Source organism: Streptomyces sp. NPDC028308, assembly GCF_055565855.1.
Genome location: NZ_JBVHTO010000001.1, coordinates 216,096 through 239,831 on the forward strand (window position 1 = coordinate 216,096; position 23,736 = coordinate 239,831).

The following is a 23,736-nucleotide window of genomic DNA, read 5'->3' on the forward strand; positions in this document are numbered from 1 at the left end:
GACTCCCCGGAGGGCGCCCCCACCCGGCTACGGCACCCGCACCCAGCGGGCCTTGCCGGGTGTCCCCTCGCCGTCCGTCACGAACAGCATGTACCAGCCGGACGGCACCAGGTTCCGGTTCTTCGGGACCGTCACCCTGATCCCGTCCTTCGTGGTCACGAAGTCCAGCGCGACGGAACGCTGGTCGGTGTCCGTGACGTGCGTGGACGCGCTCGGCCGGATCAGCCGCGCCGCCTTCACCGCCGAAGGACGTGCCGAGCGGAAGGTGGCCGAGGCTCCCCGGGCGACGGTCTTCGGGCCGCCCGAGAGGGAGGGCCGCGCGCCTCGGTACAGGTAGGGCGGGGTGTAGATCTCGACGCGCTGCTCGAACTCGCCGGGCTCGGTGTTGCCCTCGTCGGCGTACAGCGGGTCGGAGCCGAAGAACATCACCCGGCCGTCGGGCAGCAGGATCGACCCCGCGTGGTAGTTGCGCCCCACCAGCGGGTCGGCCACCCGGTCGAAGGCGTTCTTGCGACCGTCGTAGATCCGCGCCTGGAGGATGTCGGAGGCCCCGCGCCCGCGGTAGTCCTCGGAGCCGCCGGACACCAGCACGGTGTCGTCGGGCAGGATCGAGTACTGGGGATAGCGGGTGCCCTTCTCCAGCTCGGGTCCGTCCGTGAACCTGGGGTGCCCGGCCAGCAGGTCGACCAGCCGGGTCTTCTTGCTCGCCCGGTCCGACTCGCCGACCCCGCCGCCGCCGATGACCATGTACCGCTCGTCCTGCGCGGGCGGCAGGAGCACGGTGCCGGAGGTCTCCAGGAGCTTCGGGTCGCTCATCCCGGGGATCTTGGTGAACTCGTTGCTCTCCAGGTCCCAGACCCCCGGGTCGCGGCCGACGTCGTCCGGGCCGTAGCCGGCGTTGGAGCCCGAGTAGAACAGCTTGCCGTTCTGCATCAGGGTGATCGCCGGGTAGGTCGGGAACTGGCGGGTGCCCTTGGTGTACGTCCACGTGCCGGCGCGGGGGTCGAAGACCTCGTTCTTGCCCGGGACCAACTGGCCGATCTCGTCGAGCCCGGAGAGGCTGAGGACCTTCCCGTCGGAGAGCGTGGTCAGCGTCGGGTACCAGCGGGCCTCGTTCATCGGGTCGACCTTGATGTACTTCTCGGCGACCGGGTCGAACTCGAAGGCGTCGCGGATCCCCTGAAAGTCCTTCTTGTCGAGGGCCAGTTTCTGCGCGATGCCGTAGGTGTTGCGGGCGTCGGCGCCCTTCAGGCCCTGGACGCGGTAGTTGTCCTGCGTCCCCGTCTCGTACCGGGCGCCGCTCTTCTGCGCCTCGACGTAGATCCGGCCGAGGCCGGGGGCGTTGCGCAGGAACCTCCCGGTGTCCTCGTCGAAGACCTTCTTCGCCCGGGGCACCAGCACCGGGTCCTTGGAGACGAACGTCCGCCCGTTCTTCCTGCCCGTGAACCTGGTCCCGGCGGGCAGCGTCACCGGCTCGTCCGGGTTCTCGTTGTGGACGATCATCAGGCCGCCGGCCTTGGTGACGTCGCCCTTGAGCTTCTCGTACCGCTTGGTGCCGCCCGCGATCAGCAGCCGGCCGTCGGCGAGCTGGGTGTGTCCGGTGCAGAACAGGTCCTTGGGCGTCGCGACCTTCTTGACCGTGCCCTTGACCGGGTCCCAGATCCGGGTGTCGAACCTCTTGGCGTCGAAGTTGTCCTGGTCGTTGCCCGAACCCGCGATCAGCAGCACCTTGCCGGTGTGCAGCAGGGCCGCGTGGATGGTGTTCTGCCGGTACTCCTTCGGGAACTCCACGATGTCCCAGTGCCCGTTGGCGGCCTTGTACTCCGCTTTGTTGATCTTGTACTCGTGGTACCGCTCCGTCCCGAAGCGGTAGAGCCACGGGCCGTTCATCCCGGCCAGCGCGAGGACCACCGCCCCGCCTATCGCGAGGCGACGGGCGCGTCGGTGGCCTGCACGGTCCTTCATTTCTTGCGTCCCCCAAGAGCGATCTGGATGGTGCTGTCGGCGCCGGCGGCGCCCTCCGGCTCGTCCGGCGCGGCCCAGCCGGGCCGGTGACGCGGTGCGTGCGGGGCCGGTACGGCGGCGGACGGGACCGCGTCCTGCGGCTCGGCGGCCGGCGGTTTCCGGCGGTCCTGCCGCAGCGTCCAGCGCCAGACGAGGATGGGCGAGGCGGTGACCAGCAGGGCGAAGGACGCCCACGTGATCATGGCCGGGTGGGCGTGCCCGTACAGGAAGGCCGCGGTGATCGAGCCGGCGAAGACCGCGATGAAGAAGAGGTGGATGCGGAAGGTCCCGAAGAGCGTGTCCGGGCTGGACGAGTCCCCCTTGGGCGTCACCACGAAGCTGCTCTTGCGGCGCAGCACGGCGTCCAGCAGCGAGCGGGCGTAGACCGGTGCCGACAGCGCGGACATCGCCATGCCGGCCACCCCGCCGGACCCCTCCGGCTCGTGCGGGGAGACGTTGTGCCGGCGGTTCCAGACGTAGAGCCCGATCTGCAGCGCCGAGGCGTTGCCGTAGAGCATCAGCCAGATCGCCGGGTCGATGTCCACGCCCGAGGCGCCGAGGCCCAGGAACAGCGCGCAACTGAGCGCCGCGAGGATCCAGTTGAGGGCGGACATCGGGTAGAAGATGATCATCATCGTGTAGTTGAAGAGCTTGCCCGGCGGCAGGGAGTAGAAGCCCTTCCAGTACTGCTTGAGGATCGTCTCGTAGGTTCCGCGCGACCAGCGCAGCTGCTGGGTGAAGAAGTCGGTCCAGGCGCCCGGCCCCTCGCCGACAGCCAGCACGTCGGGTGTGTAGACCGAGCGCCACTTGCGGCCGGTGGCCGGGTTCTCGGCGCGGTGCATCTCGAAGCCGGTCGCCATGTCCTCGGTGATCGAGTCGTAGAGACCGCCGATCTGCTTCAGCGCCCTGATGCGTACGGCGTTGGAGGTGCCGACGAACATGGGCGAGCCGTAGAAGTTGCCGGCGCGCTGGATCAGGGCGTGGAAGAGGAACTGCTGCGACTCGGCGGCCTTGGTGACGAAGGTGTCGTAGTTGCCGTAGACCTGCGGGCCGATGACGAAGCCGATGTCGGGGTCCCGGAAGAAGCCGAGCATCCGCTCCAGGTAGTTGGGCAGCGGGACGTGGTCGGTGTCCACGGAGGCGAAGAAGTCGTAGTCGTCGCCGTGCGCGTCGAGCCAGGCGTTGTAGTTGCCGTGCTTGGTCCTGGCCCGGTGCGGGCCCTTGGGCCGGTTCCACTTCTCGACGCCCTTGCGGGAGAAGTGGTGCACGCCCAGGCGCTCGCAGACCTCCTTCACCTCCGGGTCGTCGCCCTCGTCGAGCAGCCAGACGTGCAGCAGGCCCCGGTGCCGCAGTCTGACGGCCGCCTCCAGGGTCTTCGTGACCATCGCCAGCGGTTCCTTGCCGGGCACGAAGGAGGTGAGGAACGCGACGCGCGTGCCGGTCTCGGGCACCACCGGGACGGGGTCGCGGGCGACCAGGGTGGCGTGCGCGTTCGACAGCACGTTCATGCAGCGGAAGAACTCGATCAGCCCGATCGACACCAGCATCACGACGTCGAGCGCCGGCAGGAAGTCGTAGGCCGGGTGGTCGCGTTCGGTCCAGTGGTCGGGCTGGAGCAGCCAGCCCAGCAGGACCAGCGAAAGCAGCGGGGCGGCGCCCAGCATCAGCGCGGCCCGCAGCCGGTGCGGCTCCTGGGAGAGCAGCGAGCGGTACCGCACCTTGTACGGCTTGTCCGGGTCCGGCTGAGTGAGGGGTCCCGCAAGCCGGCTGTAGTGCTCGTAGTCGTACCTGGGCAGCGTCCTCCGTATCCGGCGGAAGCCGCCTGTCCGGTGGGCCGGCACCCTCAGCCGGGTCGTCTCGGACGGGTCGAAGCCCTGTCGGGCGCCCGTCGGCGTCGACGTCATGAGTCATCCCCCCGCACGCGCCCTCGGACGCGTGGTCGTCGGTCTCCGTCGTCCGCTCCGGTCCCCCTCGACCGTCCCGGACGCATCAGTGGCAGGCTGCCGTAAACCAGATCGTTTATGTCGTTATGGACATAAAACGACGGCCTTCCGGTTGCATGATGCCCCCCTCGGCATCCGTCCATGAGTGGAATCCCTCGATCCCCCCATGGCGGCACATCCGGCCCGGGCGCCCCAACTGCCTCAGATGGGCAGTCCCTTGAGGCCCCAGGGTTCTACGCCGTCCGGCATGATCGCAAGATACGCAACGAGGTAGCAATCGGTCATACGTCTGTGAATGGGACGTGTGTGCGAAGAAGGGGTCTCTTGTCGCTGCTGTGGAGACGGCGAAGAGGCCCCTCACCGATGGTGAGGGGCCTCTTCGTCTGTCTGTGCGCCGCCAGGGACTCGAACCCCGGACCCGCTGATTAAGAGTCAGCTGCTCTAACCAACTGAGCTAGCGGCGCGCGCTGACCTGGAGAACTCTACCCGATTCCGGGAGGTGGTCCGGCCCGCCGACGGCCGGTGAGTCGGCGTGCACGGAGGGTGCCGTACATCATTCGGACCGTCAGCATGCGACAACGGCCGACAGTTGAGAAACTGACGATCGTGCAGAAATGCGGACATTTCCACCTGGAGTGTGAGGGCGATCGCATGGAGACTCCGGTATTCGAGGAATTCGATCCCGCGAGCGACTGCGACTGCCCCGGCTGTACCGGTCGGCGCCGTGCGGGGGGCGCCCAGGCGTCCGGCGCACCGGCGACCGGTGCCGTCCGTCCCGCGGCGCGGGGGGCCCTCGCGCTCGCCGCGGCGGCGGGCACCGTCCTCGGGGCGGGCCACCCCGCCCCCGCCGTCGCCGTCACCCACGGCCCGGCCAGACCCGGCCTCCCCGCGGGGGACGAGCCCGACACCCCGCAGGGCCGCACGGCCCCGCTGCACGGCCCGTCCGGTCGCCCGGCCCGCCCCGGCGGGCCGGGGACCCTGGCCGCGGCACCCGCCACCACCCGGGCCGAGATCATCAACCGGGCCAAGAAGTGGGTCGCCGCCGAGGTGCCGTACAGCATGACCGCGTACTGGTCGGACGGGTACCGGCAGGACTGCTCGGGCTTCGTCTCGATGGCCTGGAACCTGGACGGGAACGAGTGGACGGGCAGCCTTCCCGCCTACGGCGTCCGGACGTCCAAGGACCGGCTGGAGCCCGGCGACATCCTGCTCTTCCACAACCCGAGCAACCCGCAGAACGGCTCGCACGTGGTCATCTTCGGCGGCTGGGCCGACTACACGCGCACCTACTACATCGCCTACGAGCAGACCCGCCCGCACACCCGCAAGCAGTCGACCCCCTACGCGTACTGGAGCAACTCCGGCCGCTACGTGGCCTACCGCCCCAAGGGGGTGAGCGAGGAACCGGCGGGCGGTCCGGGACCCACCGACCCGGACGGGCAGGAGGGCGGGACCTCGCGCTTCCCGGGCGCCGGGTACTTCGGGCCCGGCGCGGACAACGCGCACGTCACCCGGCTGGGGCGGCTCCTGGTGCAGCGCGGCGGCGCCCGTTTCTACACGACGGGACCGGGCCCGCGCTGGTCGGACGCGGACCGCAGGGCCACCCAGGCGTTCCAGCGGGCCCAGGGATGGAGCGGGGCGGACGCCGACGGGCTGCCGGGGCCGACGACCTGGTCGTACCTGGTCGGCGGCAGGGGCAAGGACATCCCGGCGGCCGGGACGCCGGGACCCGCGGTGCCGGACCCCTCCTCGCACGGGGTGCCCGGCTACCCGGGCCGGGCGCTGTTCCGGCCGGGCGCGGTCAACGCCTACGTCACCCGGCTCGGCGAACAGCTGGTCGAGAAGGGATTCGGCACGCACTACACCAAGGGCCCCGGGCCGCGCTGGGGCGAGGCGGACCGGCGCAACGTCGAGGCGTTCCAGCGGGCCCAGGGCTGGCGCGGCGGCGCGGCGGACGGCTATCCGGGCCCGGAGACCTGGCGGCGGCTGTTCTCCTGACGCACCTCGCAGGACGCACCACCCGGCACGCACCCGTGCACCGGCCCGCGCGCCGGTGCGCCCCGTGCCGGTACGGCCGCATCCGCACTCGCGCGGCTGCGTGCCGGGCCGGTCGTGTACCGGCGCAATTCGTGACAACCCTTCCAGGCGCGGAGGCATGGAGGCACGTATGACCACGACGACGTCACACACCCCGGAGTCCGAGGGGGCGCCGTCCGCCCCCCTGGAGACGGCGGCCGAGGCCGTGCTGCGGCCGGCCCGGCTCATCCACAACGAGGCGACCACCGAGATCCCCGTCCATCTGCTCTTTCGGGACGACCCCGACCCCGTCGCCGTACCGGTCGCGCCCGCCGTGGTGGGCCGTCGGCGCGGCACCGGTGAACAGCCCCGGGTCAGGCGCCCCGCACCGGTACGGGCCCGCCCGGTCCCGGAGGTCGACCCCGAACTGGCGGAGCGCCCGGCGCGGGTGCTGCCCGGCGCCGCGGGGGTGCTGGCCGGGGTCTGCGGGGTGGCCGGCTGCCTGTTCACCTCGTGGTGGGCGGGGGTGCTGCCGGCCGCCGTGACGCCGCCGGGGCTGCCCGCCGGTCTCGCGGGCGCGGGACCGGGTCCCGCGCAGTGGGCCGGGTTCGCCGCCTCCGGCGCGCTCGCCCTCCTCGGTTTCGGCGGGCTGGCCCGCGGCCGGACCGGCCGGGCCTGGGTGCTCGGCCTGTTCGGGCGCTACCGGGGCACCGTCCGGCGCACCGGTCTGATGTGGGTCAACCCGCTGGTGCTGCGCCGCCGGATCGACGTACGGCTGCGGCACTGGCGCAGCGAGCCGATGCCCGCCGTCGACGCGAACGGGGTGGCGCTGCGGGTGGTGGTCCTCGTGGTGTGGCGGGTCAAGGACACCGCGCGGGCCGCGCTCGGCGTCGAGGACCACGAGGGGTATCTGCGCGAGTGCGTGGAGGCGGCGCTGTCCCGGGTGCTCTGCCGGCTGCCCGCGGACCCGCCGGCCGCGGGGCGCGGCGGGCCCGGCAAGGACGGTGCGACGCTGCGCGACACCGAGGCGGCGGGCGACGCGCTGACCCGGCTGGTGGCCGCGGACACGGCGCCGGTGGGCATCGAGGTGTTCTCCGTGCAGCCGGTCCGGGTCGAGTACGCCCCCGAGGTCGCCTCCCGGATGCAGCGCCGTCGGCTGGCCGCGCTGGACGCCCAGCACCGCGACACCGTGCTCACCTCCGTCGTCGACTCGGTCGAGGACACGGTGACCCGGCTGACCTTGCGGGGCCTGGTCGACCTCGACGACTACGAACGCAAGGCGCTGGTCAAGGACTTGACGGTGGCGTTCTGCACGGGGCGCACCGCCGACGCTGACTGAGCGGTTGCCGGGGGAGCGGCGCCGGTGCGGAAACCGGCGCCGAGATTGGTATGGACATGTTCAACTACCGGTAATAATCTGGGACTTGGTCTAGACCTGAACATGGCGGTATGCGCGTACGGCTCACGGAACCTCCCCCACGTTCTCCAGGAGCGGCAGCATGCGAATACGGACGACCAAGAAGGCCAAGTGGTACGCGGGCGTGGTCGGTCTCGCCACGACCGGAGCGCTGGTGCTCTCCAGCGGCGGCGCCACCGGCCACGGCTACACCGACCTGCCCGTCAGCCGGCAGAAGCTCTGCCAGAACGGCACCGTGACCGGGTGCGGTGACATCCAGTGGGAGCCGCAGAGCGTCGAGGGCCCCAAGGGCTTCCCGGCGGGCGGCCCCGCCGACGGTCAGATCTGCTCGGCGAACCACGCCAACTTCGGTGCGCTGAACCAGCCGACGAAGCCCGGCGGCGGCGCCTGGCCCACCACCAGGGTCACCGGCGGCCAGAGCTACACCTTCCGGTGGCAGTTCACGGCCATGCACGCCACGACCGACTTCAAGTACTACATCACCAAGAACGGGTGGAACCAGAACCACGCGCTCAGCCGCTCGGACCTGGAGACCACGCCGTTCCTCACCGTCCCCTACAACAACCAGCGCCCGCCGTCCACGCTCTCGCACAGCGGCACGATCCCCGGCGGGCGCAGCGGCCACCACGTCATCCTCGCGGTGTGGACGGTGGCCGACACGGCGAACGCCTTCTACGCCTGCTCGGACGTCACCTTCTGAGCCACCCGGGTGCCATGCTCCCGACAACGCTCGGGATAGGGTCCGCGTGCGCCGTGACCGACTCCGGTCGCGCCGCACGTGGAACCCTTTCTCACGTACGGGGGTACGTAGCGCATGGATTTCGTCTTCCACATAGTCTTCCCGCTGCTCATCGTGGTGCTGTTCTGGGCCGCCTGGGCGATCGTGCGCCGGACGCGGGAACGCCGCGCCGCCTGGGAGAGCGGGCTCACCGCACGTGCGCGGGTGGTGCGCGCCTGGGTCACCGTCCGGATGGTCAACAACGTGCCGCAGCGCACCCAGTGGCACGAGTACGACTTCACCACGGCCGACGGTGTGGCCGTCCGCTTCAAGGAGGCGGGAGGCCCCGCGAGCCTGGACGCGGGCGGTGAGGCGCTCGTGTACTACGCGGGCGACGAGCCCGACAAGGCCACCGCCTCGGAGCCCCGGCCCGGCAGGGACACATTCATGACGACGGTCTGTCTCGTCGTCCTCGGGGTTGCGGTCGTCATCCTCACCAAGGTGGCGGTCGAGTACTGGTGAGGCCGCGACCTCGGACAGCCCCTGTCCCGTGACGACCGACGCCCTCGCCTTCGGTGGAGGCGTCGTGACCATCGCCATCTGACGTACCGTCAGTTATGGTGCGCTGCCATGGGGTCCATCAGACGCACCGTCGCGGAGCTCGTGGGAGCGGGCTGGGGGGACGACCGGCCCGGGCTGTGGTTCGAGGGCCGCGTGCTCAGCCACCACCAGGTGACCGCCGGCGCGGCGGCCCGGGCGGCCCTCCTGGCCGACCTGCTGCCGCCCGGCGCGCCACCGCACGTGGGCGTGCTGCTCGACAACACCCCGGAGTACCCGATGTGGTTGGGCGCGGCGGCCCTGGCCCGGGCCGCCGTCGCCGGGATCAACCCGACCCGGCGCGGCCCCGAACTGGTTCGCGACATCCGCCACACCGACTGCCGGGTGCTGGTCACCGAGCAGGCGCACCTGCCGCTGCTCGCCGGCCTCGAACTCCCGGGCGTACGCGTCCTGGTGACCGGCACCGACGCCTACGCGGCCCTGCTCGCCCCGTACGAGGGCGCCGGTCCGGACACCTCCCGGGCCGTCCCGTCCGACCGCCTCCTGCTGTACTTCACCTCCGGCTCGACCGGCGCCCCCAAGGCGGCGATCTGCACCCAGGGCCGCCTGGCCGCCGCCGGACACTCGCTCGCCGGCCACTTCGGGGTGCGCCGCGACGACGTCCACTACATCTGCATGCCGATGTTCCACGGCAACGCGGTGATCGCCGACTGGGCGCCCGCGCTCGCGGCCGGCGCCGGTGTCGCGCTGCGCCGGCGCTTCTCCGCCTCCGCGTTCCTCACCGACGTACGGGCCTGCGGTGCCACCTACTTCACCTACGTCGGACGGGCCGTGCAGTACCTCCTCGCGACCCCCGCCCGGCCCGACGACCGCGACAACCCGCTGCGCCTCGGCTTCGGCACCGAGGCGGGCGCCGTGGACGCGGCGGCCTTCGAACGGCGCTTCGGCGTACGGCTGGTGGAGGGCTACGGCTCCTCGGAGGGCGGCGCGGCCATCCAGTGGGCGCCCGGCACCCCGCCGGGCGCCGTCGGCCGGGCGGCACCCGGCGACGACCTCGCCGTGGTCGACCCGCTCACCCGCGAGGAGTGCCCGGCGGCCGAGTTCGCCGCCGACGGACGGTTGCTCAACGGCGAAGCGGCGATCGGGGAGTTGGTGAACCGGGGGCCCAACCCCTTCGAGGGGTACTGGCGCAACCCCGAGGCCGACCGGGCCCGCCTGCGCGAGGGCTGGTACTGGACGGGCGACCTCTTCTACCGCGACCCCGACGGGTTCCTGTACTTCGCGGGCCGCACCGACGACCGGCTGCGCGTCGACAGCGAGAACCTCGCCGCCGCCATGATCGAGAACATCCTCGCCCGGTACGAGCGGGCCGTCGCCGTCGCCGTCTACGCCGTGCCGGACCCGGTGGCGGGCGACCAGGTGATGGCGACGCTCGCCCTGCGCTCCGGCGCCGCGTCCTTCGACCCGCACGCCTTCGCCGGGTTCCTGCGCGCCCAGCCGGACCTCGGCACCAAGATGGCCCCGCGGTTCGTGCGGGCCGTCGACCGCATGCCCGTCACCGCCACCAACAAGATCCACCGGGCGGGGCTGCGGCGGCAGGGGTTCCGCTGCCCCGACCCCGTCTGGTGGCGGCCGGCGGGCGAGGACGCCTACCGCAGACTGACGGCCCCGGACCTGGCAGGCCTGGAGGAGGAGTACCGGGCCCGCGGCCGGGAGGAGCTGCTGCGGAGGTAGGACGGGGAGCTGTCCGACCGCGCGGCGGAGCCGGCCACCGCCCCCGGAAGGTAGGTCTGGGCCCACCCCCGGGACGCCCGCTGCGCGTATGGTCCGCGCCTCCCGCCGCCGCCTACCGTGGGCGCATGATCAGCAGCCTGCGCCGGGGCCCGGTACGCGCGTTCGCCTATCTCGTCACCGGCGTCCTGACCGGCACCCCGATCCTGGTGGGCCTGCTGGTCCTCGGTGTCGTCGGCGTCGTGCTCACCCCGCTCCTGGTGGGCCTGCCCCTGCTGGTGCTGCTCGCCCTGTCCGGGGTGCCCGTCGGAGTCCTGGAGCGGCGGCGGCTGCGCCTCGCCGGCCCGGCGTCCGCGCTGCCGGGCCCGCCGGACGGGGGCAGCCCCCACCGCACCCCGGACGAACCGGGCCTCGCCGCCTGGGCCCGGCTGCGGCTGACCGAGCCCGCGACCTGGCGCGAACTGGCGTACACCGTGCTGCTCGCGTCCGTCCTGTGGCCGCTGGACCTGCTCGTGCTGACCGCGGCGGTCCTGGTCCCCGCCGCCATGGCCGTGGCGCCCGTGCAGCTCGCGCTGTCCGGCGGCGACACCCGCGTCGTCAAGCTCTGGCCGGTCGACTCGTACGCCTCGGCGGCCCTCTGCGCCGCCACGGGCGCCGTCCTCCTGCTCCTGCTGCTGTGGCCGCTCGACCGGTACGCCCGGGCCCGCGCCGCGCTCGCCCGGCTGCTGCTCGCCCCGCGGGAGGCGGAGCAGCGGCTGGCCGAGGTGACACGGTCGCGGGCCCGGCTGGTGGCCGCGTTCGAGGCGGAGCGGCGGCGCATCGAGCGGGACCTGCACGACGGGGCGCAGCAGCGGCTGGTGGCGCTCGGCATGAACCTGGGTCTGCTGCGTCTCGACGCTCCGCCCGAGTTGGCCGCCCGGCTCGCCGCCGCCCAGCGGGAGTCGGAGCAGGTCCTGCTGGAGCTGCGGGAGCTGATCCACGGCATCCATCCGCAGGTGCTCGCGGACTACGGGCTCGGGGACGCGATCGCGGACGCCGCCGACCGGTCCGCCGTCCCGGTGGAGGTGGCGGTGGAGCTGCCGAGGTTCGAGGAGCCGGTGGAGTCGGCCGTGTACTTCGCGGTCCGGGAGGCGCTCGCGAACGTCGGGCGGCACAGCGGCGCCGGGCAGGCCCGGATCACCGGCGCTCACGCCCGGGGGCGGCTGCGGGTGGAGGTGCGGGACGACGGACGGGGCGGCGCGGACCCGGTGCGCGGCTCGGGCCTGACCGGACTCGCCGACCGGCTCGCGGCCCTCGATGGCACACTGACCGTCACGAGCCCGGCCGGCGGGCCGACCGTCCTGTGCCTGGAGATTCCGTGCCTGCCCCGCTGAGAGTCGTACTGGCCGAGGACAGCGTGCTGCTGCGCGAGGGACTCGTGGGCGTGCTGGCCCGGTTCGGGCACGAGGTCGTCGCGGCGGTCGGGGACGCGGACGCCCTGCGACGGGCGGTTCCCCAGCACGCGCCGGACCTCGTCGTGACCGACGTACGGATGCCCCCGGGCTTCCAGGACGAGGGGCTGCGCGCCGCCCTCGCCCTGCGCGCGGACGATCCGGCGCTGCCGGTCCTGGTGCTCAGCCAGTACGTCCAGCGCGCCTACGCAGCCGACCTCCTCGACACCGGGGACGGCACCGGCGTCGGCTATCTGCTCAAGGACCGCATCGGGCAGGTCGAGCAGTTCGCGGAGGCGGTGGAACGGGTCGCGGCCGGCGGCACGGTCGTCGACCCCGAGGTCGTACGGCAGCTGCTGCGGCGCCGGCGTGACCCGCTGGCGGCGCTGACACCCCGCGAGCGGGAGGTGCTCGGGCTGGTCGCGGAGGGCAGGTCGAACGGGGCGATCGCGCGGGAGCTGGTCGTCACCGAGGCCGCCGTCGGCAAGCACATCGGGAACATCCTCGGGAAGCTGGACCTGCCCCCGGCGGAGGACACCCACCGCCGGGTCCTCGCGGTGCTGGCCTATCTGCGGGGCTGATCCGGAGCCGTCGCGCGAGGCGGGGCGGGGCGCTGGGCGACCCGGGCGACGCGGGCCGCGCGGAAAACAGCGATGGCGAGGAGCGTCCACGATCGCTCGTGAACACCCCTCGCCATCGGCGATGTGCGCCGCCAGGGACTCGAACCCCGGACCCGCTGATTAAGAGTCAGCTGCTCTAACCAACTGAGCTAGCGGCGCATGACTCTCGCCTCCCGCTCTCGCGGGGCGGCGACATGAAAAATAATACCCGGTCCCCGGGGGTGCTCCGGACCACCCGGCGCCGGCCCGATCGGCCGTGCGCGCGGGCGCGCCGGACGGGTCCTACAGGGCCAGGGAGAGGAGCACCGGCGCCGCACCCCGGTTCAGTGTGTCCGCGGCCCGGCGGAGCCGGTGCGCGTGCTCGACCGGCAGTGACAGCGCGAGGCAGCCGACCGAGGAGCCCGCGGTGATGGGGACGGCAGCGCACACCGTGCCGACCGCGTACTCCTGGAGGTCGAGCACCGGGACCGTGGGCGGCTGCGCGTCCAGCCTGCTGAGCAGCACCCGCTCGCTGGTGATGGTGTGCGAGGTGAGCCGGGCCATCTTGTGGCGGGCGAGGTGGTCGCGCCGCCCGTTCAGGTCCAGCTGGCCCAGCAGGCTCTTGCCGACGGCGCTGGCGTGGGCGGAGGAGCGGAAGTCCACCCACTCGTTGACCGCGGGCGTCGCCGGGCCCTCGGCGCACTGGGTGACGTGCACCTCGCCGTCGATGTAGCGGCTGATGTAGACGGCGGCGCCCAAGGAGTCGCGCAGCCGGTCGAGGGTGTGCTGGAGCTTCTCCCGCAGGGCCTGGTCGCGGCCGTGCGCGGAGCTGAGCCTGCCGAGGGCGGCACCGGCGACGTAGGCGCCGTCGGTGACCTGCTCGACGTATCCCTCACGACGCAGCATCCGCAGGAGCGTGGTCAGGCGCTCCGTGCCGAGGCCGGTCAGGCGGGCGAGTCGGATGTCGGTGATGCCGGTCGCGTGGCCCGCCACCGTCTCCAGGACGCGCAGGGCGTCCTGAGCCGAGTGGTGGGGTGCGGTCGGCTCGTTCATCAGCGCCACGGTTTCCCCCTGCGCTTTTCGGCCGTCTCGAAGAGAGGGAGCCCGGACAGTGGGCTCACTTCACGATAACCGCCAAAGCGCTTGCGGTGACCGTCCGTTGATGAGATTGGCGGCGCGTTCCCCTCGCTCAGCAGGAACGCGCCACCCTGGCATATGTCAGTGTCATCGGTCAGTGGTCATGCCCCAGGCGCGGGACCTCGCGCCTTGTCCTGTTCACTTCGCGTGATCAGAGGACCGCGCTGAGGAATTCCCGGGTCCTGTCGTGCTCCGGGTCACCGAAGATCCTCTCCGGCGGGCCCGCCTCGATGACCCGGCCGGAATCGAACATCAGCACCTGGTCGGAGATGTCACGGGCGAAGTTCATCTCGTGGGTCACGCACAGCATCGTGATGTCGGTGGTGCGGGCGATGTCGCGCAGCACGTCCAGGACGCCCGCCACCAGCTCGGGGTCGAGCGCCGAGGTCACCTCGTCCAGCAGCAGCACCTGGGGACGCATGGCCAGCGCCCGGGCGATCGCCACCCGCTGCTGCTGACCGCCCGAGAGCTGGCTCGGGTACTTGTCCAGGTGCTCGGTCAGCCCGACCAGTTCGAGCAGCTCCCGGGCCCGCTCCTCGGCCGCGTCCCGGGACATCCCGAGGACGGTGACGGGCGCCTCGGTGAGGTTGCGCAGCACCTTCATGTTCGGGAACAGGTTGAACTGCTGGAAGACCATCCCGATGTTCTTGCGGACCTCGCGGACGTGCTTCTCGCCGGCCGGGACCAGCCGGCCGTTGCGCTCCTCGTGGGTCAGGTACTCGCCGCCCACTCTGATGGTGCCCTCGTCGGGCCTGGTCAGGGTCATCAGCAGCCGCAGGATCGTCGTCTTGCCGGAGCCGGACGGGCCGATCAGCGTGACGTGCTTGCCCGAGTCGACGGAGAAGTCGAGCCCGTCGAGGACGGTGTTGTCCCCGAAGCGCTTGGTGACCCTGTCGAAGCGGATCAGCTCGCTGCCGTCCACCGGCGGATTGGCCGTCTTCGCGGCGTCCTCGACGGTCTGTGCGGGATTGGTGTCAGCGGACAAGACGTCGCTCCAGGGCTCGCATGAGGAGGGAAGCCGGATAGGAAATGAGGATGAAGGCCACGCCGATGACCGTGAGGGGCTCGGTGAACTGGAAGTGCTCCTGCGAGAACAGCCGTGCCTCGCCGAGCATCTCCAGGACCGTGATCGCCATCAGCAGCGGTGTGTCCTTGAGCATCGAGATGACGTAGTTGCCCAGCGCGGGCACCACCCGGCGGATCGCCTGCGGCAGGACCACCGCCGTCCAGGTGCGCGTGCGGGGCAGGTTGAGCGCCGTGGCCGCTTCCCACTGGCCGGCGGGCACCGCCTCGATACCGGCCCGGTAGACCTGCATCGTGTACGTCGAGTAGTGCAGTCCGATCGCGACCACACCGGTGGTCAGCGCGGAGAACGTGACTCCCCATTCGGGCAGCACGTAGAAGAGGAAGAACAGCTGCACCAGCAGCGGGGTGTTGCGGACGAACTCCGTGACCACCCCGACCGGCCAGCGCACCCAGCGCGAGGGCGTGCGCATCAGCAGCGCCCAGACCAGCCCGAGGGCGAAGGAGATCAGCGAGCCGAGCACCAGCGCCTGCAGGGTGATCAGCAGGCCGTCCCGGAACTGCGGCATGAAGTCACCGACGGCGCTCCAGTCCCAGGTCATCGCGCACCTCCGGTCCCGGCGCCGACGGTCGCGGTGTCCGCCGCGGCACGCCGCAGCGACCACGTCCTGCTCGGCGCGGGCGCCCGGCCGAGCCCCGCCTTCAGCCGTCGCTCCAGCCCGCGCATGATCCGGGTGAGCAGGAAGGCGATCGCGAAGTAGATCAGCAGGACGTACGTGTAGATCTCCGCGCTCTCCTGGAGCGCCAGCCGCACCAGGTTGCCGCTGAACGCCAGGTCGCCCATGCCCATGACGGAGACCAGGGCGGTGCCCTTGAGCAGTTCCACCAGCAGGTTCGAGAAGGGCGCCATCATCTCCGGCACGGCCTGCGGCAGCAGGATCAGCCGCATCCGCTGCCAGGGCGTGAAGCTGAGCGCGATCCCGCCCTCGCGCTGCGCCGGGTCGACGGAGTTCAGGGCGCCGCGCACCACCTCGGCGCCGTACGCGCCGTAGGTGAGGCCGAGCGCGAGCGTGCCCGCCCACAGGGGCACCAGCTGCCAGCCGAACGCGGGCGGCAGCACGAAGAACACCCAGAAGATCATGATCAGTGCGGAGGTGCCGCGGAACACCTCGGTGTAGAAGCCCGCGAGGAAGCGGACGATCCACAGCCGGGAGGTGCGCGCGATACCCACGGTGAAGGAGACGGCCGCGGCCAGCAGCGCGCTGAGCACCAGCAGCTGGACGGTGGTCCAGATCCCCCTCAGTACGAGTTCCCAGAGTCCCGAGGTCATCCGCGGCAGAGCTCCTTCGCGGTCATGTCGGTCATCTCGGCCTTCGTGAAGCCGAACGGCCGCAGGATGCGGAACAGTTCACCGCTCGCCTTGAGCTTGCGCAGCTCGGCGTTGAAGGCGTCCCGCAGCCGGGTCTCGGTCGGCCGGAAGGCGAACCCGCCCCCGTCCACGTGCGGTTTACCCTTCACCAGCGGTGCGAAGGGCTTCGTGCTCTCCGTCTTCGCGGACTTCCTGACCACCTCGCGCACGGTGAGCGCGGTACCGGCGAACACGTCGACGCGGCCCGCCTCCACAGCGTTCAGCCCGGCCACCTGGTCCGGCACGATCAGGATGTCGCTCTCCTTGTAACCGGCCTCGACGGCGTACGCGATCTCCGCGTAGCCGGTGCCGGTGGCGAACCTGGCCTTCTTCTCGACGACGTCCTTGTAGTCGTGCAGCCCCTTCGGATTGCCCTTGCGGACGACGAACGCGTCCAGCATCTGGTAGTCCGGGTCGGAGAAGATGACCTGCTCGCAGCGCTCCGGGTTGATGTACATCCCGGCGGAGACCACGTCGAACTGCTGGGAGTTGAGCCCCGGGATGAGCGAGCCGAACTCCGTCGGCACCGGCTGGACCCGGTCGACGCCGAGCCGCTTGAAGACGGCCTTCGCCAATTCCGGCGCCTCGCCGGTCAGTTCGCCGTTCCGGTCGATGTACCCGAAGGGGATCTCCCCGGCGATGCCGAGGCGTACGACGCCCTGCGCCCGCAGCCGGCCGAGGAGGTCACCGCCCCCGGCGGCGGAGGCCGTGGCCACCCGGCTGCAGCCGGCCGCCCCCAGCGCGGCGACCGCGCCGAGCGCCGAAGCACCCGCGAGCAGCGACCGCCGGCTGGGTTTTCCTATGTGTACGTCCTGAGTGTCGTTCCCAAGTGGTGGAGCCATGGCGGCGCGGCTACCCGAGACCACCCGGGTTATTCGGATCAGTTCCCTCCGCTCGTGGACCCGGCGCCCTCGACCCCGTCGGCACCGGGGGTGCGACCCCGGCCGCGCCCGCCGCGTACAGGGCGTGGGCCGTCCGCAGGACCACGTCGTCGCGGTGGCGGGCGGCCACGATCTGCAGGCCGACCGGCAGCCCGTCGGCGTCCGTCCCGACGGGCACGCTCGCGGCGGGCTGCCCCGTCATGTTGAAGGGGTACGTGAACGGGGTCCAGCCCGTCCAGCGACGGTGCCCCGAGCCCTTCGGGACCTCCACGCCCGCCTCGAACGCGGTCAGCGGCAGCGTCGGTGTCACCAGCACGTCGTACGAGCGGTGGAACAGCCCCGCGCGCCGCCCCAGCTCCGCCCGTACGTCGACGGCGGCCAGGTAGTCCAGCGCGCTGAACCGGGCTCCGAGGGCGCTGATCTCCCGCAGGCCCGGGTCGAGCACCTCCCGCTGCCGGGGCCCGAGGCGCCGGGTCACCCGGGCCGCCCCGCTGAACCACAGCGTGTGGAACGCCTCCACCGGGTCCGTGAGGTCCGGGTCGGCCTCGGAGACGTACGCCCCGAGCCCCGCCAGCCGCTCCACCGCCCGCCGCACCGCCGCCGCCACCGCCGGACGGACCGCGACCTGCCCGCCCAGGGACGCCGAGTACGCCACCCGCAGCCCGCGCACCCCGCCCTCCAGCGCCGCCCGGAAGGAACCGGCCGCCGGCCCGAGCGCCGACCAGTCGCGCACGTCGGGACCGCTGATCACGTCCATCAGCAGGGCCGCGTCCGCGGCGTCCCGGGTCATCGGGCCCACGTGCGCCAGCGACCCGAAGGCGCTCGCCGGATACAGCGGGACCCGTCCGTACGTCGGCTTCAGCGCGAAGATCCCGCAGAAGGCCGCCGGGATGCGGAGGCTGCCGCCCCCGTCCGTGCCCAGCGACAGCGGGCCCGCGCCCAGCGCCACGGCCGCCGCGCCGCCGCCGCTGGAACCGCCCGCCGTGCGCGAGGTGTCGTACGGATTGCGGGTCACCCCGGACAGCGGCGAGTCCGTGACCCCCTTCCAGCCGAACTCGGGCGTCGTCGTCTTGCCGAGGAAAACCGCGCCCTGCTCGCGCATCCGGGCCACCGAGGGCGCGTCCTCGTCCCAACGGCCCTGCGGATCCACGGTCGTCGAGCCCCGCAGGGTCGGTCCGCCGCGCTGCAGGACCAGGTCCTTCACGGTCACCGGAACTCCGTCGAGCAGCCCCGTGGCCGTGCCGCGCAGCCAGCGGTCCGCCGATTCCCGCGCCCGCGCCAGGGCTTCGTCCGCGTCGAGGCGGACGAAGGCGTTGACGGCGGGCTGGATCCGCCCGGCCCGCTCCAGGGCCGCGCGGGTCGCGTCCACCGGACTGAACTCGCCCTTGCGGTACCCGTCGAGGAGTTGTAGCGCGGTCAGCTCGGTGAGTTCGGTCATCCGCCCCTCCAAGGAGTCAGGACCCTGCGCGTGCCTCAGTGCCCGGGTACGTACCCGAGCTGCTTGTCGACCACGTTCCGCAGCGGCCTCCCGCTCTCCCAGAGGTCGAACAACTCCAGGAACTGCGCGCCGAGTTCGTCCCGCCAGCCGACGGTGTCCCCGCTCATGTGCGGCGACACGATCAGCCCGGGGACGTCCCACAGCGGGCTCTCGGGGCCGAGCGGCTCGTGCTCGAAGACGTCCAGCGCGGCGCCCGCGATCCACCGCTTCGCCAGCGCCTCGGCCAGCGCCTCCTCCTCGACGAGCCGACCGCGCCCCACGTTGACGAAGCGCGCGGACGGCTGCATCACCCCGAAGCGGCGGGCGTCGAACATGCCCCGGGTGGCATCCGTCAGCGGCGCCGCGGCCACCACCCAGTCGGCCCGCGCCATCAGCCGGTCCAGATCGCCGGGGCCGTGGACGCCGGTCCGCGGGGTGCGTCCGACCAGCGCCGTCGTGACGCCGAGCGCCTTGAGGGTCGTCGCGATCGCGCGCCCGATCGGCCCGGAACCCACCACGCACGCTCGGGTGCCCGCCACCCGCTGCGACTCGCGGTGGCGCCACTCCCGCTCGCGCTGGAGCGCCCAGGTGCGCGGCAGGTCCTTGGCCATCGCGAGGACGAGGGCGGCGACGTACTCCGCGACCGGCTGCTCGAAGACACCGCGCGCGTTGGTCACCACGGTGTCGGACGCGACGAGTTCGGGGCACAGCAGGTGGCCCGTGCCGGCGCTCGCCGTGTGCACCCACCGCGGCCGCGGGCCCTCGCCGGGCCAGGCATGGCGCACGGCGTGCGAGGTGAAGTCCCACACCAGCAGCACGTCCGCCCGCGGCAGCCGCTCGGCCAGCGTGGACTCGTCGGCGTGCTCGATCCGCACCCGCCCGGTCAGCCGGCCGAGGCGGGGGAGCGGCTCGGCGTCCAGGACGAGCAGGGTCGTCCCGGACCGGCCGCCGGACATCGAGGAGGAACCGTTTCGCACTGCGCGTCCGCTTCTCTGGAAGGGAAAGGCCGTCCGAGCTGCGCTGATCGCCCACGCTCGCACCCGGGCCGGCCTTCGTCAACACGGCCCCGCGGTCGGCGGCCCACCCACGACGCCCTCCCGCAGTAGGACGCTCCCCGGCCGGAGACCGGACCGCTCGTCCCGGTGATCCCGGCCGATCCGCTCACGGTGTGGGCCCCGCGGCGCCGACGGGGTACCCGGGCAGTGGGTCCCGCCGACGCCGACCGGCCGGTTTCGCGCGGCGGCGGCCCGCAGCGCCGGAAGAACAGGAAGGTCGGGCATGACCGCACTCGGATTCCTCTACCCGGGCCATTCGGCCGAGGACGACTATCCGCGCATGGAGCAGCTCCTGGGCAGCGACGTCCGCCTCCCCCTCGTCCACACGGACCTCGGCGAGGACGTCCACCGCGTCGACGCCCTGCGGGAGACGGGCTCCGCGGCCCGGCTCGCGGCGGGCGTGGAGGAGCTGCGGCTGTCCGGCGCGGAGGCGGTCGTGTGGGCCTGCGCCGGCGGCAGCTTCGTGTACGGCTGGGAAGGCGCCCACGAGCAGATCCGCGGCCTCGCCCGGACGGCGGGTCTGCCCGCCTCCTCCACCGCCCTCGCCTTCGCGCACGCGGTACGCGAGATCGGCGCCCGGCGGGTGGCGGTCGCGGCGGCGGCCTACCCCGACGACGTCGCCGCGCTGTTCGCGTCCTTCCTGCGGGACGCCGGCGTCGAGGTCGTCGCGGTGCGCGGGGCCGGGGCCGGCACGGCCGCCCACGCCGGCACCTGGGGCGAGGCCGAGATCCTCGCCCTCGCCCGGGAGGGCGACCGTCCCGACGCGGACGCCGTCCTCCTCCCCGACACCGCCCTGCACACCGCCTCCCACCTCCCCGCCCTGGAGCGGGCACTCGGCAAGCCCGTCCTCACCGCCGCCCAGGTCACCGTCTGGGAGGCCCTGCGGCTCGCGGACCGCCGCGTGAACGCCCCCGGACTCGGCACCCTCTTCACCCGGGAACCCGTCGTCCAGACCTGACCGCCACCCGGCCGCCGGGAATAACCGGGGACACCCTCCTGTTCGTGGAACGAGGAGCACGCGACGAAGCAAACAGGAGGCACCCCGGTGGCAGAGACGGACGAAATCCGAGGCAGGGCGCAGGGCACCGCCCCGGTACCCCTCTCCGTACTGGACCTCGTCACGGTCGGCGCGGGCCGTACCGCGACCGACGCGCTGCGCACCAGCGTCGCCATCTCCCGTCTCGCGGAATCCCGCGGCTTCCACCGCTACTGGGTCGCCGAGCACCACTCGATGCCGGGTGTCGCCTCGTCCTCACCGGCCGTGATCCTCGCCCACCTGGCCGCCCACACGGACCGCATCCGGCTCGGCTCGGGCGGCGTGATGCTGCCGAACCACGCCCCGCTGGTCATCGCCGAGCAGTTCGGCACGCTGGAGGCCATGGCCCCGGGCCGGGTCGACCTGGGCCTCGGCCGGGCCCCCGGCACCGACGGCGCCACCGCCGCCGCCCTGCGCCGCACGGACCGGCTGAACGAGGGCGCGGACGACTTCCCCGAGCAGCTCGCGGAGCTGATCCGCTTCCTGGACGACGACTTCCCCGACGGGCACCCCTACGCCCGCATCCACGCCGTCCCCGGCCCGGTCCAGGCGACCTCGCCCGGCGGCGTGCAGTCCCCGCACCGGCCCCCCGTCTGGCTGCTGGGCTCCTCCGGCTTCAGCGCCCGGCTGGCCGGCGTCCTCGGCCTGCCGTTCGCCTTCGCCTACCACTTCTCGGCCCAGAACACGATCCCGGCCCTGGACCTCTACCGCGAGTCCTTCCGGCCGAGCGCGGTCCTGGACGCGCCGTACGCCCTCATCGGCGTCTCCGCCCTCGCCACGGACGACGAGAAGGAGGCCCGCCGCCAGGTCCTCGCCGCCGCCCTCAACATGGTCCGGCTGCGCACCGGCCGCCCCGGCCTGGTGCCGACGCCCGAGGAGGCGGAGGCCTACGACTTCTCGCCCATGGAGCGGGAGTTCGTCGACAGCTGGAACGCCAACGTCATCCACGGCACCGCCGACGAGGTGCGGTCCGGCCTCGACGACCTCCAGAAGCGCACCGGCGCCGACGAGTTGATGATCACGGGCAACGCGCACGGTGGCGACGTGCGGCTGCGCTCCTACGAACTGATCGCGGACGCCTACGGTTTGCCCGCGCCCGCCTGAACGGCCGGAGCCGTCAGCAGCTCGGCGATGCGGTCCGGTGCCACCGGGCGGGAGTAGAGCCACCCCTGCCCGGTGTCGCAGCCGATCCCGCGCAGCCGCCCCGCCTGGGCCGAGGTCTCCACGCACTCCGCGGTGACCGTCAGCCCGAGCCGGTGGGCCAGCTGGATGAGGGCCTCCACGATCACCTCGTCGGCGGGGTTGGGGTGGCCGTCGGCGCCGTCGGGGTTCTCGTACTGGAAGCCCCGGACGAAGGAGCCGTCCAGCTTCAGGACCGACACCGGCAGCCGGCTGAGGTACGCCAGGTTCGAGTACCCGGTGCCGAAGTCGTCGATGGCGATGCGCACGCCCATGTCGCTGAGCGCCTGGAGGGTCTGCAGGGGACGGCCGGCCGAGCCCATCACCGCGGACTCGGTGAGCTCCAACTGCAGCAGATGCGGGGCGAGTCCGGTCTCGGCGAGGATGTGCGCCACGTCCTCGACGAGGTCCGAGTCCCAGACCTGGCGCACCGCCACGTTCACGCTGACGAAGATCGGCTTCGTGTCCGGGTGGTCGAGCTGCCAGCGCCGGGCCTGCCGGCAGGCGGTGGCCAGCACCCACCGGCCCAACTGCACGATCGAGCCGTCCTCCTCGGCGAGTCCGATGAACCGATTCGGCGTCAGCATCCCGAACTGCGGGTGGTTCCAGCGCACCAGCGCCTCGACCCCGCGCACCCCGCCGTCCTCCATGCTCACCAGGGGCTGGTACTCGAGGACGAACTCCTCGCGGTCGATGGCCGGGCGCAGGGTGGAGGACAGCGCCTGGCGCGTCATGCGGTGGGCGTTGCGCTCCGGGTCGAAGAGGGTCCAGCGGGACTTGCCGTCGGCCTTGGCCCAGTACAGCGTCGTGTCCGCGGCCTGCATCAGCCCGGTCGCGGTGGTCCCCGCCGCGTGCCGCTCCACCACGCCGATGGACGCCGACACCGACAGCCGCCGTCCTGACAGGTCGAAGGGTGCCTCCAGTGCCCGCAGCACCGACTCGGCGAGGTCGGCGAGCTGTTCGGTGCCGGTGGAGTCCTCCACGAGCAGGGCGAACTCGTCGCCGCCGAGCCGGGCCACCAGGGGCGTGGCGGCCCTGGCGTGCCCCGCCTGCTCGGCGCAGCGCGTCAGCCGTTCGGCGACGGCCGCCAGCAGCCGGTCGCCGACGCGGTGGCCGAGGGTGTCGTTGACCGCCTTGAACCCGTCGAGGTCCAGGTAGCACAGGCCGATCCGGCCGGTGCCGCTCTCCTCGTACGCCTCCGCCTCCAGCGCGGCCGTCAGGCGCTCGAAGAACAGGGTGCGGTTGGGCAGCCGGGTCACCGGGTCGTGCATCTGCAAGTGCCGCAGCCGTGCCTGGAGTTCACGCCGGGCGCTGACGTCGGCGACGGACAGCAGGACCGCCTCCTCCTGGGGCAGCGGGGTCACCGTCACCTGCACCCAGAGGCTGTACCCGTCGGGGTGCTTGATCCGGCGCGTGCAGCGCAGCCGTGCCTGCCGGCCGCCCAGCACCTCGCGGTACGCGTGCCAGGTGCGGGGGTCGGACGCCAGGTCCACCAGGTCGGACGCGGTCCGCCCGACGAGCGCGTCCGAGCCGGTGCCCAGCAGCAGCCCCAGCGTGTCGTTGGCGATGACCACCAGGTCCTCGCGGTCCACGACGGCCATGGCGAGCGGCGCGGCGGCGAAGGCGGCACCGAAGGTCCGGCCGGTCCGGAGGGCGGACACGGCGTCGAGCGGCGCGTCGGCGACCGCCTCGTGCAGCGTCTCCTCGGGTTCGCTCCGGGTCTCCGCGGTGGCCGTGCCCGGCGGCGCGCCGGCCGTGGGGTGGGACGGCATGGGCGTACGAGGAGATGTGTCGATGTGACGCTCTGTGACGGCCGGCCGGATGAGGTCTGCCGCGGGCGCCGGCCCTTCGGACGTTCCGCTCACCGCTCGCTCCCGCAGTGCACTCGTTCTTCGTATGGGTCTCGTCGGGGTACTCGGCCGAACGGGGGACGGCCGCACAAGCCGGGCCCGTGCAGGAAAGTGTGCCGATCATAGAGGTTGGCCCCGGGGCCTTCCAGCCACTCTCCGGCGTCCCGGCGGAACCGTCCCTTCTGGCAGATCGTTTCTGCCCGCCCCTGGACAGCTTCCTTCCTGCGGCGATCGCTTGTGACGTTCTGTGAGTGCTCGGGGTGTCGTCCTTCGA

Annotated in this window: 19 protein-coding genes and 2 tRNA genes; 9 read left to right on the forward strand and 12 right to left on the reverse strand. The window is 72.6% G+C overall.

The features are described from left to right. Positions 1-27: 27 nt before the first annotated feature. The 3 genes from glxA to ACZ4VA_RS00930 form a co-directional block, all read right to left on the reverse strand. Positions 28-1,965 (reverse strand): radical copper oxidase GlxA, encoded by a 1,938-nt coding sequence (gene glxA / locus ACZ4VA_RS00920; protein ID WP_468079152.1) that lies wholly within the window; start codon positions 1,963-1,965, stop codon positions 28-30. Beyond that, positions 1,962-3,908 carry a glycosyltransferase family 2 protein gene (locus ACZ4VA_RS00925; protein WP_356237632.1) on the reverse strand — a complete coding sequence of 649 codons (1,947 nt, stop codon included), beginning with the start codon at positions 3,906-3,908 and terminating at the stop codon, positions 1,962-1,964. Before ACZ4VA_RS00925 ends, glxA begins: the two co-directional genes overlap by 4 nt. A gap of 429 nt (positions 3,909-4,337) precedes the next feature. Beyond that, positions 4,338-4,411 (reverse strand) — tRNA-Lys (locus ACZ4VA_RS00930). Positions 4,412-4,598: 187 nt separating this feature from the next. Between ACZ4VA_RS00930 and ACZ4VA_RS00935 the strand changes: the two genes are divergently transcribed. The 7 genes from ACZ4VA_RS00935 to ACZ4VA_RS00965 all read left to right on the forward strand — a co-directional run bounded on the left by ACZ4VA_RS00935 (position 4,599) and on the right by ACZ4VA_RS00965 (position 12,398). After that, the gene (locus tag ACZ4VA_RS00935; protein WP_356173172.1) at positions 4,599-5,945 is read left to right on the forward strand and encodes a peptidoglycan-binding protein; all 1,347 of its coding nucleotides are present in this window, start codon (positions 4,599-4,601) and stop codon (positions 5,943-5,945) included. Between the two features lie 169 nt (positions 5,946-6,114). Beyond that, positions 6,115-7,302, forward strand: coding sequence for an SPFH domain-containing protein (locus ACZ4VA_RS00940; protein ID WP_356173169.1), 1,188 nt, complete (start codon positions 6,115-6,117; stop codon positions 7,300-7,302). A gap of 160 nt (positions 7,303-7,462) precedes the next feature. Beyond that, complete coding sequence (locus ACZ4VA_RS00945) at positions 7,463-8,080, forward strand: lytic polysaccharide monooxygenase auxiliary activity family 9 protein (RefSeq protein ID WP_355793450.1); 618 nt, start codon at positions 7,463-7,465, stop codon at positions 8,078-8,080. Between the two features lie 114 nt (positions 8,081-8,194). Then, a complete protein-coding gene (locus ACZ4VA_RS00950) occupies positions 8,195-8,620 on the forward strand; it encodes a hypothetical protein (protein ID WP_356237634.1) in 426 nt (141 codons plus the stop codon). Positions 8,621-8,728: 108 nt separating this feature from the next. Further along, positions 8,729-10,390, forward strand: coding sequence for an AMP-binding protein (locus ACZ4VA_RS00955; RefSeq protein WP_388903884.1), 1,662 nt, complete (start codon positions 8,729-8,731; stop codon positions 10,388-10,390). 125 nt (positions 10,391-10,515) lie between these two features. Continuing rightward, a complete protein-coding gene (locus ACZ4VA_RS00960) occupies positions 10,516-11,760 on the forward strand; it encodes a sensor histidine kinase (protein WP_468079156.1) in 1,245 nt (414 codons plus the stop codon). After that, positions 11,745-12,398, forward strand: coding sequence for a response regulator (locus ACZ4VA_RS00965; RefSeq protein WP_468079158.1), 654 nt, complete (start codon positions 11,745-11,747; stop codon positions 12,396-12,398). Before ACZ4VA_RS00960 ends, ACZ4VA_RS00965 begins: the two co-directional genes overlap by 16 nt. Positions 12,399-12,522: 124 nt before the next feature. On the opposite strand, the gene ACZ4VA_RS00970 is transcribed toward ACZ4VA_RS00965, so the two are convergent. From ACZ4VA_RS00970 to ACZ4VA_RS01005, 8 genes are all read right to left on the reverse strand, one after another. Further along, positions 12,523-12,596: transfer RNA gene (locus ACZ4VA_RS00970), tRNA-Lys, on the reverse strand. Positions 12,597-12,719: 123 nt separating this feature from the next. Further along, positions 12,720-13,478: an IclR family transcriptional regulator gene (locus ACZ4VA_RS00975; protein WP_356173152.1), complete on the reverse strand. Its 759-nt coding sequence runs from the start codon at positions 13,476-13,478 to the stop codon at positions 12,720-12,722. Positions 13,479-13,704: 226 nt separating this feature from the next. Next, entirely contained in the window at positions 13,705-14,538 is an 834-nt protein-coding gene (gene ehuA / locus ACZ4VA_RS00980) for an ectoine/hydroxyectoine ABC transporter ATP-binding protein EhuA (RefSeq protein WP_389389623.1), read from the reverse strand. Next, positions 14,528-15,178 carry an ectoine/hydroxyectoine ABC transporter permease subunit EhuD gene (gene ehuD / locus ACZ4VA_RS00985; protein WP_355782213.1) on the reverse strand — a complete coding sequence of 217 codons (651 nt, stop codon included), beginning with the start codon at positions 15,176-15,178 and terminating at the stop codon, positions 14,528-14,530. Before ehuD ends, ehuA begins: the two co-directional genes overlap by 11 nt. Continuing rightward, positions 15,175-15,906, reverse strand: coding sequence for an ectoine/hydroxyectoine ABC transporter permease subunit EhuC (gene ehuC / locus ACZ4VA_RS00990; protein WP_355782210.1), 732 nt, complete (start codon positions 15,904-15,906; stop codon positions 15,175-15,177). Before ehuC ends, ehuD begins: the two co-directional genes overlap by 4 nt. Then, the gene (ehuB, locus tag ACZ4VA_RS00995; RefSeq protein ID WP_355782207.1) at positions 15,903-16,826 is read right to left on the reverse strand and encodes an ectoine/hydroxyectoine ABC transporter substrate-binding protein EhuB; all 924 of its coding nucleotides are present in this window, start codon (positions 16,824-16,826) and stop codon (positions 15,903-15,905) included. Before ehuB ends, ehuC begins: the two co-directional genes overlap by 4 nt. A 10-nt stretch (positions 16,827-16,836) precedes the next feature. Beyond that, positions 16,837-18,303 (reverse strand): amidase, encoded by a 1,467-nt coding sequence (locus ACZ4VA_RS01000; protein WP_355782204.1) that lies wholly within the window; start codon positions 18,301-18,303, stop codon positions 16,837-16,839. Positions 18,304-18,338: 35 nt separating this feature from the next. Beyond that, positions 18,339-19,298 carry a D-2-hydroxyacid dehydrogenase gene (locus ACZ4VA_RS01005; protein WP_468079617.1) on the reverse strand — a complete coding sequence of 320 codons (960 nt, stop codon included), beginning with the start codon at positions 19,296-19,298 and terminating at the stop codon, positions 18,339-18,341. Between the two features lie 322 nt (positions 19,299-19,620). Between ACZ4VA_RS01005 and ACZ4VA_RS01010 the strand changes: the two genes are divergently transcribed. Together ACZ4VA_RS01010 and ACZ4VA_RS01015 are read left to right on the forward strand one after the other, a co-directional pair. Then, on the forward strand, positions 19,621-20,355 hold the full coding sequence (locus ACZ4VA_RS01010; RefSeq protein WP_355782201.1) for a maleate cis-trans isomerase family protein: 735 nt from the start codon (positions 19,621-19,623) through the stop codon (positions 20,353-20,355). An 87-nt stretch (positions 20,356-20,442) separates the two neighbouring features. Next, entirely contained in the window at positions 20,443-21,537 is a 1,095-nt protein-coding gene (locus ACZ4VA_RS01015) for an LLM class flavin-dependent oxidoreductase (protein ID WP_468079163.1), read from the forward strand. On the opposite strand, the gene ACZ4VA_RS01020 is transcribed toward ACZ4VA_RS01015, so the two are convergent. Continuing rightward, positions 21,513-23,477 (reverse strand): putative bifunctional diguanylate cyclase/phosphodiesterase, encoded by a 1,965-nt coding sequence (locus ACZ4VA_RS01020; protein WP_356173147.1) that lies wholly within the window; start codon positions 23,475-23,477, stop codon positions 21,513-21,515. The genes ACZ4VA_RS01015 and ACZ4VA_RS01020 overlap by 25 nt on opposite strands. Positions 23,478-23,736: the final 259 nt, after the last annotated feature.

What these genes read in the sequence shown, in the direction of transcription:
- glxA (WP_468079152.1), bottom strand. Translation starts at nt 1,965, where the DNA reads ATGAAGGACCGTGCAGGCCACCGACGCGCCCGTCGCCTCGCGATAGGC.
- ACZ4VA_RS00925 (WP_356237632.1), bottom strand. Translation starts at nt 3,908, where the DNA reads ATGACGTCGACGCCGACGGGCGCCCGACAGGGCTTCGACCCGTCCGAG.
- ACZ4VA_RS00935 (WP_356173172.1), top strand. Translation starts at nt 4,599, where the DNA reads ATGGAGACTCCGGTATTCGAGGAATTCGATCCCGCGAGCGACTGCGAC.
- ACZ4VA_RS00940 (WP_356173169.1), top strand. Translation starts at nt 6,115, where the DNA reads ATGACCACGACGACGTCACACACCCCGGAGTCCGAGGGGGCGCCGTCC.
- ACZ4VA_RS00945 (WP_355793450.1), top strand. Translation starts at nt 7,463, where the DNA reads ATGCGAATACGGACGACCAAGAAGGCCAAGTGGTACGCGGGCGTGGTC.
- ACZ4VA_RS00950 (WP_356237634.1), top strand. Translation starts at nt 8,195, where the DNA reads ATGGATTTCGTCTTCCACATAGTCTTCCCGCTGCTCATCGTGGTGCTG.
- ACZ4VA_RS00955 (WP_388903884.1), top strand. Translation starts at nt 8,729, where the DNA reads ATGGGGTCCATCAGACGCACCGTCGCGGAGCTCGTGGGAGCGGGCTGG.
- ACZ4VA_RS00960 (WP_468079156.1), top strand. Translation starts at nt 10,516, where the DNA reads ATGATCAGCAGCCTGCGCCGGGGCCCGGTACGCGCGTTCGCCTATCTC.
- ehuD (WP_355782213.1), bottom strand. Translation starts at nt 15,178, where the DNA reads ATGACCTGGGACTGGAGCGCCGTCGGTGACTTCATGCCGCAGTTCCGG.
- ehuC (WP_355782210.1), bottom strand. Translation starts at nt 15,906, where the DNA reads ATGACCTCGGGACTCTGGGAACTCGTACTGAGGGGGATCTGGACCACC.
- ehuB (WP_355782207.1), bottom strand. Translation starts at nt 16,826, where the DNA reads ATGGCTCCACCACTTGGGAACGACACTCAGGACGTACACATAGGAAAA.
- ACZ4VA_RS01000 (WP_355782204.1), bottom strand. Translation starts at nt 18,303, where the DNA reads ATGACCGAACTCACCGAGCTGACCGCGCTACAACTCCTCGACGGGTAC.
- ACZ4VA_RS01005 (WP_468079617.1), bottom strand. Translation starts at nt 19,298, where the DNA reads ATGTCCGGCGGCCGGTCCGGGACGACCCTGCTCGTCCTGGACGCCGAG.
- ACZ4VA_RS01010 (WP_355782201.1), top strand. Translation starts at nt 19,621, where the DNA reads ATGACCGCACTCGGATTCCTCTACCCGGGCCATTCGGCCGAGGACGAC.